Annotated in this window: 11 protein-coding genes; 1 reads left to right on the forward strand and 10 read right to left on the reverse strand. The window is 33.2% G+C overall.

Annotated features, from left to right (window positions below):
• Positions 1–280: 280 nt before the first annotated feature.
• Positions 281–2,278, forward strand: coding sequence for a heavy metal translocating P-type ATPase (locus B0A81_RS03325; RefSeq protein ID WP_089056698.1), 1,998 nt, complete (start codon positions 281–283; stop codon positions 2,276–2,278).
• Between the two features lie 66 nt (positions 2,279–2,344).
• Here B0A81_RS03325 and B0A81_RS03330 read toward each other — a convergent pair whose 3' ends face one another.
• The 10 genes from B0A81_RS03330 to B0A81_RS03375 all read right to left on the reverse strand — a co-directional run bounded on the left by B0A81_RS03330 (position 2,345) and on the right by B0A81_RS03375 (position 16,089).
• The gene (locus B0A81_RS03330) at positions 2,345–2,743 is read right to left on the reverse strand and encodes a tautomerase family protein (RefSeq protein ID WP_089056699.1); all 399 of its coding nucleotides are present in this window, start codon (positions 2,741–2,743) and stop codon (positions 2,345–2,347) included.
• An 85-nt stretch (positions 2,744–2,828) separates the two neighbouring features.
• Entirely contained in the window at positions 2,829–3,479 is a 651-nt protein-coding gene (locus B0A81_RS03335) for a VOC family protein (protein ID WP_089056700.1), read from the reverse strand.
• Positions 3,480–3,692: 213 nt separating this feature from the next.
• Positions 3,693–4,835 (reverse strand): cytochrome-c peroxidase, encoded by a 1,143-nt coding sequence (locus tag B0A81_RS03340; RefSeq protein ID WP_089056701.1) that lies wholly within the window; start codon positions 4,833–4,835, stop codon positions 3,693–3,695.
• A gap of 95 nt (positions 4,836–4,930) precedes the next feature.
• Positions 4,931–6,397, reverse strand: coding sequence for a hypothetical protein (locus tag B0A81_RS03345; RefSeq protein WP_123922152.1), 1,467 nt, complete (start codon positions 6,395–6,397; stop codon positions 4,931–4,933).
• Positions 6,384–7,841, reverse strand: coding sequence for a RagB/SusD family nutrient uptake outer membrane protein (locus B0A81_RS03350; protein ID WP_244281251.1), 1,458 nt, complete (start codon positions 7,839–7,841; stop codon positions 6,384–6,386). Before B0A81_RS03350 ends, B0A81_RS03345 begins: the two co-directional genes overlap by 14 nt.
• A gap of 4 nt (positions 7,842–7,845) precedes the next feature.
• Entirely contained in the window at positions 7,846–11,199 is a 3,354-nt protein-coding gene (locus tag B0A81_RS03355) for a SusC/RagA family TonB-linked outer membrane protein (RefSeq protein ID WP_089056704.1), read from the reverse strand.
• 10 nt (positions 11,200–11,209) lie between these two features.
• Positions 11,210–12,313 (reverse strand): FecR family protein, encoded by a 1,104-nt coding sequence (locus tag B0A81_RS03360; RefSeq protein WP_089056705.1) that lies wholly within the window; start codon positions 12,311–12,313, stop codon positions 11,210–11,212.
• A gap of 66 nt (positions 12,314–12,379) precedes the next feature.
• Complete coding sequence (locus B0A81_RS03365) at positions 12,380–12,979, reverse strand: RNA polymerase sigma-70 factor (RefSeq protein ID WP_089055552.1); 600 nt, start codon at positions 12,977–12,979, stop codon at positions 12,380–12,382.
• A gap of 316 nt (positions 12,980–13,295) precedes the next feature.
• On the reverse strand, positions 13,296–14,636 hold the full coding sequence (locus tag B0A81_RS03370; RefSeq protein ID WP_089056706.1) for a DUF3526 domain-containing protein: 1,341 nt from the start codon (positions 14,634–14,636) through the stop codon (positions 13,296–13,298).
• 1 nt (position 14,637) lies between these two features.
• A complete protein-coding gene (locus B0A81_RS03375) occupies positions 14,638–16,089 on the reverse strand; it encodes an ABC transporter permease (protein ID WP_089056707.1) in 1,452 nt (483 codons plus the stop codon).
• Positions 16,090–16,243 lie beyond the last annotated feature (154 nt).

A 16,243-nucleotide genomic window follows, 5' to 3' on the forward strand; every position in this document is an offset into this window, starting at 1 on the left:
TAATAAATTTGAAGTAGAATAGTGGCTTTAGCCAAACTCATGCAATTTTGACTAAAGCCATAAATTAGAATTTAGTTGACCTCCAGCTAAAGCTGGAGGCAATTAAAAACAGTTGCTTTAAGACTTCGTCTCGATAGTAAAGGTTTCTAATAACAAATAGTAGAGTTAATTTTTAATAAAAAACTTAGTGGCTTAGTGCCTTTGCAGCAATGAACTTTGACATAAAAACCGTAAATTTAGTGCATTATTTAGAAAAAGTTTAAACAAGAAGTTTCCCCTCATGATACATCAAGATAAAGAAATAAAAAGCACAAAAAATAAAGCAAAATCATCCTGCAGCTGTTCGCATGATGAACCTGTACATTCTGATAATGACGGACATGATCATGGACATGATCACGAACATAACAGCGAAGGAAGTTTATTTAAAATGTTTCTGCCTGCCATCATATCCTTTGTTTTATTACTTATAGGAATTGGTTTTGATAACTATTTTCCGCAAACTTGGTTTTCAGGTTATGTAAGGATTGCTTGGTATGCTGCTGCTTATCTTCCAGTAGGTTTTCCTGTTTTGAGAGAAGCTTATGAAAGCATTATAAAAGGAGATGTTTTTTCGGAGTTTTTTTTAATGTGTATTGCTACAATCGGAGCATTTGCAATTGGAGAATATCCAGAAGGTGTTGCAGTTATGCTGTTTTATACCATTGGAGAAACATTTCAAGGAATGGCAGTCAGCAAAGCAAAATCGAATATTAAAAGTCTATTAGATTCACGCCCTGATGAGGTTACTATTTTTGAAAATAATATTGCTGTAAAAGTAAAAGCTTTTGAAGTGAAAATAGGATCAGTTATTCAGCTTAAAGCTGGAGAAAAACTGGGATTAGATGGAGAGTTATTATCAGATACAGCTTCCTTTAATACGGCAGCTTTAACGGGAGAAAGTAAACCAGACACCAAAAAGAAAGGCGAAACAGTTCTTGCAGGAATGATAAACGAGAATACAATTGTTCAAGTAAAGGTTACAACTGCATACAGCGACAGTAAATTATCTAAAATTCTAGAATTGGTTCAAACAGCAGTAACCAAAAAAGCGCCTGCAGAATTGTTTATTAGAAAGTTTGCCAAAATCTACACTCCAATTGTCGTTTATCTCGCAATCGCAATTTGTGTACTGCCAGCGTTTTTTGTAGATCATTATATATTTAATGAATGGTTGTACCGCGCGTTAGTTTTCTTGGTTATTTCTTGTCCGTGTGCGTTAGTAATTAGTATTCCGCTAGGATATTTTGGCGGAATTGGAGCGGCAAGTAAAAACGGAATCTTGTTTAAAGGCAGTAATTATCTAGACAGTATTTCGGTTATACAGAATGTTGTAATGGACAAAACCGGAACAATGACGGAAGGTGTTTTTAAAGTTCAGGAAGTAATTATTAATCCTGAATTTGATAAAAAAGAAATTCTGAATCTGGTAAATGTTTTAGAAAGTCATAGTACGCATCCTGTTGCAACCGCAATTCATAATTATGTAGGGCAAATTGATTCATCGATTGAATTGAAAAATGTTGAGGAAATTTCAGGACACGGATTAAAGGCACTTTTTAACGGAAAGGAATTGCATGTTGGTAATTTTAAACTCTTGGATAAGTTTGCGATACCGTACAATATAGATCCCAGCACAGTTGTTTATACGACAATTGCCATCGCATACGACAGAAAATTTGCAGGTTATTTGACCATCGCAGATGAAATTAAAAAAGACGCGCAGGAAACGGTTACTAAACTAAAAGCATTAGGTGTAAAAGTAACAATGTTAAGCGGTGATAAAACAAATGTGGTTCAGTTTGTAGCCGATAAATTGGGTATTACCAATGCTTTTGGAGATTTGCTTCCCGAAGATAAAGTAAATAAAGTAAATGAAATTAAGGCTAAAAACGAAACTGTTGCATTTGTTGGTGACGGCGTAAACGATGCGCCGGTTATTGCTTTAAGCACGGTAGGAATTGCGATGGGAGGTTTAGGAAGCGACGCCGCAATCGAAACTGCCGATGTTGTAATTCAAGATGATAAACCAAGTAAAATCGCAATGGCAATTAATATTGGAAAACAAACCAAAAAAATTGTCTGGCAGAATATTACGCTCGCTTTTGTTGTAAAGGCTTTTGTGCTGATTTTAGGCGCAGGCGGACTAGCAACTATGTGGGAAGCCGTTTTTGCCGATGTTGGAGTTGCCTTACTGGCGATATTGAATGCCGTAAGAATTCAGAAAATGAAGTTTTAACATTAAATTAATATAGATAAAGCCCAATTCAAATTACTTGAATTGGGCTTTATATTTTTAGCAGTGTTATTTTTTTAAATGTTTCTGTTCCTGAATTTCACCATTTCCAAAAGACCAATTTTCATGTCCATTATTTTCTAATAAAACAATGATAACATTATTGATTAAAATTGATGTTGTTGCCGAAATTCTTGTGGCAATTTGATGATATAACTTTTTCTTTTGTTCTAAAGTTCTTCCTTGTCCAGCCGTTATTTGAACATAAATTATTTCATCAGAATGTGAAATTCCGAGATAACTTTCTGGATATTTTATTTGATGAGGTTCTAATTCTTCAATAACATGGAAATAATCATCTTTTGGAATATTAAACTCTTCGATCAAAGAGTGATGGATCGATTCTGAAATAGTGTTTTTTGTTTCCTGAGAAAGTTTTTTGAGCAGACTGATTCGGACAAATGGCATTTTAAATATTTTTATGTTATTTGTAAAGTAGTGTCAAGGTTTTATAAAAATAAGGAAATAAAAATGATTTGAAATTCGAAGTTGTTTAAAATTTTAAATCAATAATCTGCCCATTATTTTCAAGTCTAATATCTGTTTTGTTACTTTCAGATGGAGTTTTGGTAGGATACCAATTTCGATTAGGTCTTACCATAATCAATAAACCTTCGTCATCGCCAATAGCAGCAAAAACTTCGCTGTTTGTATTTTTTGTAAAGAAGTTTAAGTCGTGTTTTGCGATTAATTGATTTCCTAATTCCAATGGATTTTCATTTGCGATTCCAATTTCACTAATATTTAAAATGGATTTAGCGCTAAATTCTTCCGTTTGAAAATTATTGAGATCATGTCTGGCAATAAACTCTAATAAATTTCCATTATTATCATAAAAATAAACTGCGTGAGCATTCCAGTTTTCAAAATTGGTAATAACATTTTGATCTTCAATTACAATTAAATCGACTTTGCTTTTACACCATTCAATAGCTTCATCAAGTTTGTTCTCGGGAATATTGAAGGCAAAGTGATATATTGAGTTGAAATTGCTGTTTTCAACAAACTTTAAAGTTGAGTTTCCTGCTTTGATGGTAACAAATTCGGAGTTGTTTTCTATAATCGGTAAACCAAGAATATCTTGATAAAATAGTGCAGTCTGTTTAATATCTGCAGTCTGCAGTTGGATGTGTTCAAGTTTCATAAGTGGTATTTTTTATAAAAAGGAGAGTTTCTTTTTGTTACAAACAAATTTAAAAAATGACAATATCATTTTAGCTGCGGTGTCATTTTATACTTCAATGTGAGAATAGCAAATTGTTATCGAAAAAAGGAAAAGTATAGTTTAGATTTTGTATAAAAGTAAAGCCTGTTTTCTAAATGAAAACAGGCTTTAAGAGTATTGTATTTAACTGGTTTATTTTGGCATTTCAGGTGTCATAATTCTTCTTGTTGGTGTACTTAAAGTTTCAATAAAAGCTAATAAATCACTTATTTCTTCTTTATTCAAATTCAACTTTTTAAGCGCAGGATCAACTTTCGGAATCAAAGAATCTCGTGCTGTTCCCAAATATTTTTTTTGAACAGGAGAGGGGTTTCCTAAATTATAAAGTTCAACAACATCAAGTAAAGTTGGAAAATGTCCGTGATGCATCCATGGCTTAGTATTTACTACTTCACGAAGTGTAGGCGTTCTAAATTTGCCAATATCTTTTACATCTTTAGTAACATTATAACGTCCAAAATCTTCATTTTTTGTTCCAAACAAAGTCTGTCCGTCATTATGAAATTCATTGTCGCTAAAATATGGTGTATTGTGGCAGTTAATACATTGTGCTTTGGTTCGAAATAAATGCATCCCTTTTACTTGCTGATCGGTGTAAATGTCTGATTTTCCGCTTACAAATTGATCAAATTTACTTTTCGGACTATTAATTGATCTTTCAAATGTAGCAATGGCATATTGAATACGTTCTAAAGAAACTTTTTTATCTCCAAATGCGGCTTCAAAAAGCGGTTTATAGCCTTTAATTTTGGCAATTTTATCAACGGCAATTGTTAGTTTCTCATTCATTTCTAAAGGATCTCCAATAGGAAATTGCGCTTGATCTTCTAAACTTTTTGCGCGTCCATCCCAAAATAAGGACGTGGCGTATGCCGAGTTTAAAATGGTCATAGAATTACGTTTTCCTGTTTGGCGGTCGTGACCAAAAGAACGCGTTAAATTATCAGTCCATCCCAATTCTGGATTATGGCAGGATGCGCAGGCAATTTGTCCGCTTCGAGATAACCTCGGATCAAAAAACAATATCTTGCCTAAACTTTCTTTTTCTTTAGAATAAGGATTATAATCAGGATAAGGAACGGCAGGTAAAACTCCAATATCTTGAAATTTCGACTTATCGATGCTTTCATGTAATTCTGCCGCAGGCCATTTGGACAAATCTCCGCTAGAGTAGATTTTTCGTAATTCCTGAATATCAATGTAATTTGGCTGCTCAATGCTTTTGTAAGCCGTTAAACTTACCAAAAAGAGAATAGGGAAGATTAGCTTTTTCAATTTTGTTTTTTGTGTTTTTGTTCTTTTTTTGAATGTATTTTTTTTAACAGCTTTTGATTTGTATAATGTGTAAATCTAAAGCTGTCAATCAAAAATTATAGATCAACTTCTTTAGGACAGTTGATGTTTAAAGCTGCTGGTTTAGGATATGTTCTATTGTTGTATATTCTATATTGTGTAGAGACAGTTCCTCCAAAAAGCGCATCGTTTGTTAGTTTTAATTCGAACGAAATTTCAAATAAACCAGTACTAATTTCTTTGTAAGTTCCTGATCCTGAAATTGCAATTAGATGCTTGTTTTTATTGCTTCCTGTAATGGTAATGTATTGCGGAATTACTAAAACATTTCCGTTTGTTTTACTATTTCCGTTTGCTGGAAAAAACTCTAAAGCGGATGAAATATTAAATCCAGGCGAACTTGCCGCAGTTGTGCTTTCGTTGCTAAACCATCTTTTCAGGTTAAATGAATTTGTGGTATTTGTTCCAGAAGCCACATTAAAACCAATTCTGAAAGCATCGTGATAAACGTCGTCATTTGGATTTGCAGTTCCTTTATCGCTGTATAAAACAGCATTTTCATGACTTTTAGGAACAACAATTGGAAAGGTAAAGGCATTGTAAGCCTGCCATGCACAAACGCCGCTTCTATCAAACCAAGTTTCGCCGTAAGTAAGGTAAAAAGCGTTTGATAAATCATAAAATTTAGATGCTGGATTTGCATTGACATCTCTTATTGATTTGATCGGTTTTACAATTTGTAAAATCGTGTTTCCTGTTGCAGTATAATCACCAGCATTTACTAATGAAATGGCTGATTCATAATACACATCATCGTTTTTAATGTTTTCTAAAAGGGTAAAATGATAGGTAACAGAATTGCTGTTTGCTTTAAAAGGATCATGAGTTAATGAATAATTAAATCCATCTAAGGATTCAAATATTTCAAGATTTTCCATTTCAGAAGGAAAATACCCGTTTGGAAAATTAACATTAAAGTCAAATTTTTCTCCCGCTTCTCCTTTGATGTCAAATCGACTTATTGGAAATGTATAATTAGTAGTTATTGGAGCTAAATCAATTTTGAAGGTATCATTTTTAGATTCCGTATTCAGGTTTCCAATATGAATACTTGGATCTGATATTGTTTCGAGTTTCAATGTAATACTTTGGTTTGCGGTCCATCTTTTATCAAACGAAATAGAAATCGTGTCGGTTAATTTGTTTCCTTGAAAAACAAGTTCATTGATAGGATTTAATCTGAAACCTGAATTGTCGCCTGTTATCGTCGAGCTGAAATTCGCTGTAACGGTATTTTTTAAGGAATAGGCTGTTAGAGCAACTGGGACTTTTAATGTTTTTATTGCTTTATTTATATAGTTCGACTGTGGAATAAGAGTTCCATTAATCGCAGGATATTCTAAAGGAGTATTGTCGCTTTTTACGAAAAAGTTAAATCTTACGTGCGGGTCAATTTCAGAACCCATCTTGTAATCATCTTTAGAACAAGAAAAAATAAATAATACAGTTAAAGTTAATATGCTGAATATCTTAATACGATTCATTTTGTTGTAAGTTTTCATTAAGATTAATATTATAGATTGGAATAGGCAGTACAAATTTTAGCGACGGATATTCGATGCTGCAATTGTTTGAAATGCAACCATCATTTCTTGTAATTCCTTTTTGATTACGGGTTAAATCAAAGAAAAGCTGTCCTTCAAAACACAATTCTTTTCTTCTTTCTAATAATAGCGCTTCTTTTAAATTGGTTGTATTGGTAAGCAATGAGGCATTTGCACGGCTGCGAATGGTATTAATATCGGCAAATGCAAGATCAGATCTATTGTTTTCTAAAGCAGCTTCGGCTCGTATTAAATACATTTCGCTTAATCTGAAAGCGACATAGCCGGCATTATCCTGAAATTTTTTGGTAAAGTTATAATTGGCACCAGTAAGCACTCCATTTATTAAAGTAGGCAGGGAGGCAGTAACAAATAGTTGTTTTCTTAAATCGCCGTTTTCATATAAATTAATTAAGTCATTTGAAGCAACATATGCAGCATAATTAGATCCGTTATATCCAAAATAAGATGACATTGATGATGACACAGAACCTTCGGCATCTTTTGGAATCGAAAATTCTAATAATGTTTCAGAAAGAGGAATATCTGCCTGCGACCATTGTGCAATTAAATTTGAGGAGTTTACTAATGTTATACCTGAATTTGCAATAACATCATTTGCAGTTTCATAAGCATTTGCCCAGTCTTTTTTATACAGATATACTCTTGCAAGAAGTGCTTTTGTATTGTTTTTATTGAAAAATGAATACGCTGGCCCTGCTAAAGCGGCGTTGCTGGAATAATTGTCTAAAGCTGTTCTTAGATCAGCAATAATTAAAGAATAAGTTTCGGCGGCTGTTTTTCTTGCCGGATATTTCAAGCCAGACTTAATAGATTCAGTATTATAAACAATTCCTAAATGCGATGCATTTGGTGTGTAACCGTAATTTTGACTGTAAACTAAGGAAAGTAAAAAGTGTGCATAAGCTCTTATCGTTAAGGCTTCGGCTTTTATTTGATTTTTCTCAACATCAGTGGCATCAGGCAGCGACGGAATATATTCTAGAATCAAATTGGCTTGATTTATAATAGCATAGCTGCCATCGTAAAATAATTTAAAGTTGCTGGTTTCAGATAAATCTTCAAAAGAATATACGGCTCTAACATTTGGCGCAGCGGTAATTTGTCCTTTGCTATTTCCAGCTGAAGCAGGAGTAAATTTTATGTTTCCTCCCTGCATATCAGCATAAACAGCAAAACGTTCGCCTCTGGTATTTGCTTCAACTTCACGATACAATCCGTTTAAAGCAGTTAAAACACCTTTCTTATTTTGTAAAAGTTCGTCTATAGAAGTTTGTAATCCAGGTTCTTGCTCTAAAAAGTCACTGCAGCTTTGTACCGAAAATATTAGGACAGCAATTGTTATATATTTTAAATATTTCATTTTCTTAAAATTTAGCATTAACACCAAGCGAGATTGTTCTGGCTTGCGGATATGTATAATTAAACTCGCGTATTCCGTTCATTCCTTTTGGACTTTTTTCTTTGTACCAATACGCGACATTAGTTGCATCTGCAAAAACCGCAAGGGAATTTAGAAAAGTATTTTTGAGCGGTATATTATAGCTTAAATTAATATTACTCAATCTGATATAAGTCGCGTCATAAACATATTTGCTGAGGTTTGCCACGATTGGAGTTGAAGTAACTGCCGGCTGCGACACAATGTCTCCAGGATTTCTCCAATGATCATTAGCATTAACAGAAAGGTTTCTGTTGAATGTATTTGAATATTTATCGATAAGAACATCTTTTGCTAAGAATTCACCGCCAATTTGAAAATCTCCCCTAAATGACAAAACAAGATTGCTGTAAAAAGAAAAACTATTGTAAAATCCTCCAAAAGCATCCGGTTGTCGGTCGCCAATTGGTTCCCAATCTGCGATAGTATACAATGATCTATAAGTCATAATATCGTAGATTTTTCCGTTTTTCTGTACCAAGTCTCTTCCAGTTGCAGGATCAACGCCCACCCAGTTTAATCCCCAAATGGTAGTGGTGCTGTAGCCTATTTTTTGTGCAAGCGCCATTTCGGCTTGAGAATAATCGCTTCCTAAACCTTTTAATTCTGTTACTTTATTTTCTATTGTAGAAATATTAAAAGCCGTAGTCCATTTAAAAGCATCACTTTTAATCCATTTAATTCGGGTTGAAAATTCAAAACCTTTATTATACATGGTTGCCGCATTTAATTGAAGAGAATTATAACCAGTTTCAGTTGGAATATCTCGTGTTGCAATCAAATCGCTCAAATTATTATAATAGTATTCAACAGAAAATTCTAGACGTTTAAAAATATTAAAATCGATTCCGCCGTTGAATTTTATGTTTTTTTCCCAGCTTAAATCTCCATTTGGAGCTGTGTTCGGAACTGCGCCGTCTAGACCATTATAACCATTTTGATGAATTGTGTATAAACCTTTAGATCTATAAGAACCAATTCTTGAATTTCCTGTAGAACCATAACTGGTTTTCAATTTTAAGAAGTCAATCCAAGAATTAGAATTAAGAAAATTTTCATTACTTATAATCCAGCTTGCACCTGCGCCGCCATTGTAAGCAACATTGCTGTCAACACCAAAAACAGAACTTTCGTCGCGACGGAAATTAGCTAAAAAGTAATAGCGCTTTTTATAATTGTAATTTACTTGAGCAAATGCCGAAACTCTCGAATTATTGCTTATATCATTTCCAAAAGTTTGATTGTTTTTTGATTCATCTTCCGGCGTATTTGGGTTGTCATCCATAACAGCATCCGAAATAGCATTAACTTGATTTGGATTCACAAAACCCACAGCAGATTTATAATTAAAATTGGTTTTATCCTCCGCAAGTTCAAAACCTAAAACTCCATCAATACCATGGCTTTCAGTAAGCTGTTTCTCGAACAAAAGTTGTCCCTGCCAGTTCCATTTTGTAGAATTTCGTTGGTTTATAAGACGGCGTCCCCATCTAGGATAATCAATACCATTCAACTTAAAAGTATTCAAAAACTGTCCGCTTTCATTTTCAGCAGAATAGTAGCGATCCTGTTCTTTATCTGTATAATCAATACCAAAAAGAGTAGAGAACTTTATCGCTTTGTTAAGCTGATAAGAAACATTTAAACTGCTTAAAAGACCGTAAGTATTAGTCTCATTTTTATTTTGTTCAATTGCCGCCAGAGGATTTCCTCTGGTAATACCGCTTGAGCCTAAAAAAGAGTAAGAACCATCTGCGTTATAAGGAGACAGAGTAGGAAGGTAAGCAAATGAATAAAAGATATTTGGAGCGTGCTGCTGTACAAAACTTGGATTAAGCATTAAGCTTACATTTAGATTTTTATGGTGAAAACCTAAATTAATTCCCGCATTTAATTGTTTCGTATCATTCCCCAATTGAGGTTCATCAATTTTGGTATAACTCACATTAGTACGGTATGAAAATTTTGAAGTTGAACCTGAAACATTAAAGTTGTATTTATTGTAAACACCAGTTCTGTTCAATAAACTAAACCAATCTGTGTTTACCCCGTTGTAAGGTGTTAAAGCACTTCCTGGTGAAGTATTTTTTATAAACTCATTACGCAGTTCAGTATACTGCTCGCCATTTAAATATTTAATTTGATTAATGGCTGACGAAATACCAAGCTGATTTGAGAATCCAAATTGTGTTTTTCCCTTTTTTCCTTTTTTAGTTGTAATTAAAATTACGCCATTTGCACCATCAGCACCATAAATACCAACTGCAGCGGCATCTTTTAAAACCGAAATACTTTCTATATTCTCTGGAGCAATCTTCATTAACGGGTTAGAAAATGTTTCTGTAGCATCTCCATTTCCACTAAAAAAAGTACTGTCTAAACCAAATTCTTCGCTCATAACAACACCATCAACAATAAAAAGAGGCTGTGTAGAAGTTCCAGTTCTAGCATTTGTAAAAGAAGGCAGAGTACCTTGTCCGCGGATATTAATTTTTACAGGACCTCCAACTCCTGTTGTATTTTCAACCAAAACTCCTGCAATTTGCCCCGTAATCATTTTATCAACAGATTCAGAAGCTTGTTCAACCGCAATATCTTTTGCGTTCAAAGTAGAAATACTTCCCACGATTTCCTCTTTTAACTTTGTTGTACCATATGATGAGGTAATAATAACCGGATTCAGCTCATCAGTAGTTTCTTGAAGGTGAAAAACAAATTGCTTTTTGTTGTCCGCTTTTTGCGATTGCGTTTCCATACCCAAAAAGCCAACTTCAAGAACAAGATCATTGATATTATTTCCTTTTAACAGATAAACAAATTTTCCGTTAAAGTCAGTAATAGCTCCCATTCCAGTTCCTTTAATGCGTATAGTTGCACCTGGAAGCGGCAGTTTGTCTTTTGCATTATAAACCGTACCGCTAATAAATCTTTCTGTTTCCTGCGTATTTACAGTAACGTCAGGAACAGCATTCGTTAATAAAACCTGTTTTTTCTGAATGTAGAAAGAAATATTTTTATCCTTCAATAACAGTTTCAAAGTGGTTTCAAGAGACGCATTATTGACATCTAAATCAGCCAGCTGATCAGCATCTATTTTTCTTGCATTATAAATTATTCTAAAATCAGTCTGCTCTTCAATCGATTTGATAATTAGGCTTATAGGTTTGTTTTTTACATGTAACGTTATTAATTTATTTTGAGAAAATCCTTTAAATCCAGATATAAGTATGGCTAAGAAAAATAGAATTTTTCTTAAAACGGGTTGTATCGTAAATGTCATGTTTATTTATTTATCGAGGATTGGTAATGGTAATGGTTTTTTGTTCAATTGAATAATTAAAAGGCGTGTCACGTTTTAGAAGATCTAAAATGTTCTCGACACTCGATTCGCTGATTTTTATAGTACCAGTAAAATTCTGTCTGGCCAAGTCAGAATTTTCATTGATAATCTCAACGTCATAGGTACGTTGAATAATCTTTGCGATTGTAGAAAATGGGGTGTCTTTAAACGCTAATTCACCTTTTGTCCAGGCTGAGTAAAAGGCAGGATCAACATTTTTTAAAGTAATTTTTTTTGCATTATGCTGCCAAGTAGCCATTTGGTTTGGCTCAAGTAAAACAACATTTGCAGGATTTGCAGTTTCAAACATTTCAATGCTCCCTTCTATCAAAGTACTGTTAATAGTTGGGTTTTCTGGATAAGCGCTGATATTAAATTTTGTACCAAGAACCTTAATATCAACCTGATTGGCGTTTACAATAAACGGATGCTCCTTGTCTTTGGCAACATCAAAAAAAGCTTCACCAGTTAAATAAACATTTCTATTACCGTTGATGCCAAACTGCTGTGGATAACGCAAAGTACTTCCTGCATTTAAATTCACAATTGTACCATCTGAAAGTTTAAGTTTGAATCGTTTTCCGTACGGAATCGTAAGTGTGTTATAAACCACCTTTTCATCAGAAGTTTTACCAAAATAAATGATTTCATCAGGAAATTTTCTAGCCACTAAATCTCCTTTATCATTTAAAAGTGTAGTTTGATTTTTCTCAGAAAAATATTCTAAACGGCCGTCGCCAAGTTCTAGAACAATCTCTTTTGAAGTTTTAGAAGTATTAGTTAATAATAAAAATGTCGTTCCTAATCCTAAAAGAACTAAAAATACTGCAGCATAACTTAAGTATTGCCTCAGTTTGTTTTTTGGTTTCATTTGAATTACAGAAACAGCATCAGTTGCAGCAACGTTTGATAAGCCGGAAAGAACCCAAGCTTTTTTTGCTGCGATAAATTGTTTTTTGTTTTCGGCAGAAGCTTCAATCCATTCAAAAAGTGCCTGAACTTCTTGCTCTGAAGCTTCGTTAGAAAGGTATTTATTTATTATTTCTGATGTCATATTTAAATATTAAACTTCTGGTTATAGTAAGTACACCTCAGAAATAAAAAACCCTACCTTTTATTCTTAATTATTATAAATAAGGATAAAAATAAGAAATAAATAATCGGATAGTTTTGTTTTTAAAATCTTCAAAGCCTTTGTCATGTGGGCTTCAACAGCTTTTAAAGTAACTTGCATTTCTTCGGCGATTTCTGCATTTTTTTTATTCTCAAAGCGTTTTTTTATAAAAACTTCTCTGGTTTTAGGAGGAAGATCATTAATCGATTCTTGAATTATATGTTCAAGTTCAGTTAATTCTAAAGTATCAAACTGAAGCGAATTTAAAACCTCAATATCCAGTTCTCTCTCTTTATAGTTCAATAAATCATTCTTAAACTTATCTTTTACCTTGTTATGACGAATTAAATTCAAACATTTAGATTTGGCGTAAGTAAACAAAAAAGCCTGAATTCCATTGATCGAATCTACGCTTTCTCTATTTTGCCACAAATGAAGTAAAGCTTCTTGCGCAAGGTTTTCAGCTTCGTCTGAATCGTAAATAAATTGAACACTAAAAGATTGAATTCGTCTGAAATACTTGTCGTAGAAAAATTTAAACGCAGTTTCATCACCTTCCTTAAAGGACAGGAATAGATTTAATTCGAAACTGGTATTATTGTTCATTAAACGAAATTTACTTTGAAAAAGCAATATTAAGTAAATTTTGAAAAGTACTTCGATTTGCTAAGAAAGCGGCAAATATAAAAGTTTATTTATATTAATTCTAAATAAAATTCAAATAAAGATTAATTCGAATGATTTTATTCAGAATAGGTTTATTGTTGCTGTTTTTTAATCATAGAATTATTTAACCGCAAAGGACACAAAGTTTTTTTAACTTAGGAGGCTTAGTAAAAAAGCAAAGTTCGCAAAGCTTTGTTTAAAACTTTGCGAACTTTGTGTAGACCTTAGCGTGCTTTGCGGTTAAATAATTCTGTGGTTAAAAACGTTTAAAATTCCTCCAGCCAAAACCAATCAGCAGTAAATTAAAAAGCAATAAGGGTAAAAACGCTTTTACAAAACTATTTTCAGAGTTATCATTAAAAGTTTCAACTTTAAAATTCTCCCATTTTTCTTGATTAACCGGAGCATTGTCAAATATTTTTGGATAGAAATACAAACGCAGCTTTTCATGAAATTGCGTCGTTTCTTTTAAAAATAAAAGCTGATTTCGTAAATCTGATTTTGCAATTTCATTCAACTGAATTTGAGTATGAAGCGTTGGAATAAACTGTGCTATAAATTCGCCGGCATTATTGCGCTGCTGCAGTTTAGTTTCTAATTCTTTTGAATGAACAGCAGATTCATCGTCACCCATTTGCTGCATTGCATAATACCAAAGCCAGCTGAATTCCTTATCAGGCAAAGGATAATTTTTAAACTGCGGATAATGTTTGTAGAATTTATCCAACGTTTCCTGCTTGTCCATATCCCATTTTTCGTGGTAAGCATTTCTCTGCGTAAGCGTTAATTCTAAAGCCTCAGGAACTTTGTATGTATTGATGATGTACGTATTAATTCCAGCAGGAAGAATTATAATCAAGAATAACCAAATCGTCAATAGAATGACCGCATTGAAGTTTGAGTTTTTTTGCAGCGAAACAATAAAAAAACAAACGGCAAACCAAAATAATAAGTACAAAACAGAAAGTCCGTAAAATACCATAAACGATTTGTCAATTGGAATTTGTAAAAAGATAACCGCTGCCAAAAGAATCAAAGTCAGAAGTCCAATTAAAATTAAAATTCGGACATAGAATAGTTTCAAGATGTATAAAAAGGTGTTTGGACTCTGTGTCGCCACAATTTTCCAAGTTCCAGATTCTTTTTCTTCAGAAATAATATTATATGAAAAGGCGATTATCAAAAGCGGAAATAAATACAAAAGCACAAAACTAAAATCGATATTTCCGGCTAAAAGATTGCTCGGATTATTAAGTTCTGAATCGTATTTCTGAGCTTCGAGACCACGAATAGTAACGCTTTGAATTGACGGATTTACATCGCGTTGTCCAATTGATAAACTGTTTATAGGCAGTGTTTTATTAACCAGCGAAAACTTGATGTAGTAGAGCAGAAGTCCAATTTCGTCTTTATGAAAAGCGGCATTTCTCGCTATATGTTCCTTTTGGTAAATTGCCGCTTCAGTAATATTATTCTGTTGTTTTTCCTGAAACTGATGTCCAATTAAAAGACTTATAAAGCCAATTGCGAGTAAAAAAAGCAATCCAATTTTGGTGCCTTTCGAACGTATGAAATTTTTAAATAAGAGTACTAACATATTAAATGGCTTTTAGGTTTTTAGCAGCAATTCTGATCAAAATAAACAACAGAATTGCCCACAAAAGAATAGAAATAACAGAGGCGATTTCGGTTTTTAAAACCTCCCAGATGCTTTTAGGTTCATAATGAAATTCTTCAACATCAGCCCAATGTTCCTTACCAATTGTTAAAGGTTTATCGTTAGGCTGCGGTTTTTTATTGCTGATGTATTTTATTTGTAAAGCATTCATTTTCTGTGCCATTTCATAACGATATTTCTCGGCTTGTTTTTGAAAATCGATGTACGAATCATAATCTGTATTTGATAATCCCATCGATAGATTTTTCATTGCGATGTAGGGATTTAGGAACGAAACAGCTTTAGAAAAACTATTTTGCTCAGCATAAATTTGCAGAAGATTTTCTAAATGTTTATTGTAAATATTTGAGCTGATTTTTTCGCCCTCAGTCATAATAAAACCAGAATAATTAAACGGAAGTTTTTGTACGGAATCGACTTTGTAAACTCTCAATAAAGAATCTTTTATAGCCTTGTAATGCACATCGTTTGGATTATGACTGTCGCCTTGTTTCAAAATGTCTTTTTCGATATCGCTGTTAAACTGAATTTTTGAAGGTGCTTCATACAAATACGCTCCAATTGCCTGAGTTGTTCTTGGCAGAATAATGGTAAAAATCAACCAGATTCCAATTAAAGAAACCAACGCTTTTTTTGATGTTTTGCTTGAAGCTGAAATCAAAACGGCGGCAACACAAAAGAACATCAGATAAATAAAATGGAATGCAATAAACAACAGCATTTTAATCGATTCATCTGTCGAAATGGAGAAGTTTTGAAGCAGTAACCAAATCAAAACCAAAACAATAATAGTTGGAACAAAAAGAAGCATAACGACGCTTGCAACGCCTAGGATTTTACCAAGCAAAAGTTGTTTCCAGCTGATTCCTTGACTTAAAAGGATTTTTAAAGTTCCATTTTCCCTTTCATAAGCCACAGAATTAAATCCAATAAAAAAGATTAATAACGGAAGCAAAACCTGCAAAACCATTGCAATACTGATTTCGCCAAAGCGAAGCATACTGTTTGAGAATCCTGCTTCAGAGAAATTAGCGGTATTTTGTTTGTGCGCTTCAAGGAAAATCGCATTCCCAAAAAACGGTTCCATTCCAAATTCGAAAACACTTAAAGAGGTACTTTTTCGAAAAGCAAAATTACCGTAATGCGCCATTCTATGCGGATTTTTATCTGGATTTTTCAACCAGTCTTCGCGGGATTCATGCTGATATTTTTCGCTGGTTTCGTTTTGACTTTTGTAATTGTCCCAGCCGGAAAACGCTGCAAATAGGAGCAGAGCACCAATAAAAAGTGTAATTACATATATTGCAGCGTTTTTAAAAACAGAGCTCTTAAAATGTTTAGCAATAAGTATTTCAGTGTGTAATAATTTCATGTTAATTAAAATTTACCTGTTGAGTGTAATGTTTAAACACATAGAAACATAGCTTTTGGTTGATTTTTACAAGGCGTTTCATTTGTATAAATTCATATAGCTATGTATTAGAAACTAGTTTCTTTCAATTATTTTCTTTAGAAAAAAAAATCTA

Origin of the sequence: Flavobacterium plurextorum, from assembly GCF_002217395.1 — a bacterium.
Lineage (GTDB): Bacteria > Bacteroidota > Bacteroidia > Flavobacteriales > Flavobacteriaceae > Flavobacterium > Flavobacterium plurextorum.

What these genes read in the sequence shown, in the direction of transcription:
- B0A81_RS03325 (WP_089056698.1), top strand. Translation starts at nt 281, where the DNA reads ATGATACATCAAGATAAAGAAATAAAAAGCACAAAAAATAAAGCAAAA.
- B0A81_RS03330 (WP_089056699.1), bottom strand. Translation starts at nt 2,743, where the DNA reads ATGCCATTTGTCCGAATCAGTCTGCTCAAAAAACTTTCTCAGGAAACA.
- B0A81_RS03335 (WP_089056700.1), bottom strand. Translation starts at nt 3,479, where the DNA reads ATGAAACTTGAACACATCCAACTGCAGACTGCAGATATTAAACAGACT.
- B0A81_RS03345 (WP_123922152.1), bottom strand. Translation starts at nt 6,397, where the DNA reads ATGAATCGTATTAAGATATTCAGCATATTAACTTTAACTGTATTATTT.
- B0A81_RS03350 (WP_244281251.1), bottom strand. Translation starts at nt 7,841, where the DNA reads ATGAAATATTTAAAATATATAACAATTGCTGTCCTAATATTTTCGGTA.
- B0A81_RS03355 (WP_089056704.1), bottom strand. Translation starts at nt 11,199, where the DNA reads ATGACATTTACGATACAACCCGTTTTAAGAAAAATTCTATTTTTCTTA.
- B0A81_RS03360 (WP_089056705.1), bottom strand. Translation starts at nt 12,313, where the DNA reads ATGACATCAGAAATAATAAATAAATACCTTTCTAACGAAGCTTCAGAG.
- B0A81_RS03365 (WP_089055552.1), bottom strand. Translation starts at nt 12,979, where the DNA reads ATGAACAATAATACCAGTTTCGAATTAAATCTATTCCTGTCCTTTAAG.
- B0A81_RS03370 (WP_089056706.1), bottom strand. Translation starts at nt 14,636, where the DNA reads ATGTTAGTACTCTTATTTAAAAATTTCATACGTTCGAAAGGCACCAAA.
- B0A81_RS03375 (WP_089056707.1), bottom strand. Translation starts at nt 16,089, where the DNA reads ATGAAATTATTACACACTGAAATACTTATTGCTAAACATTTTAAGAGC.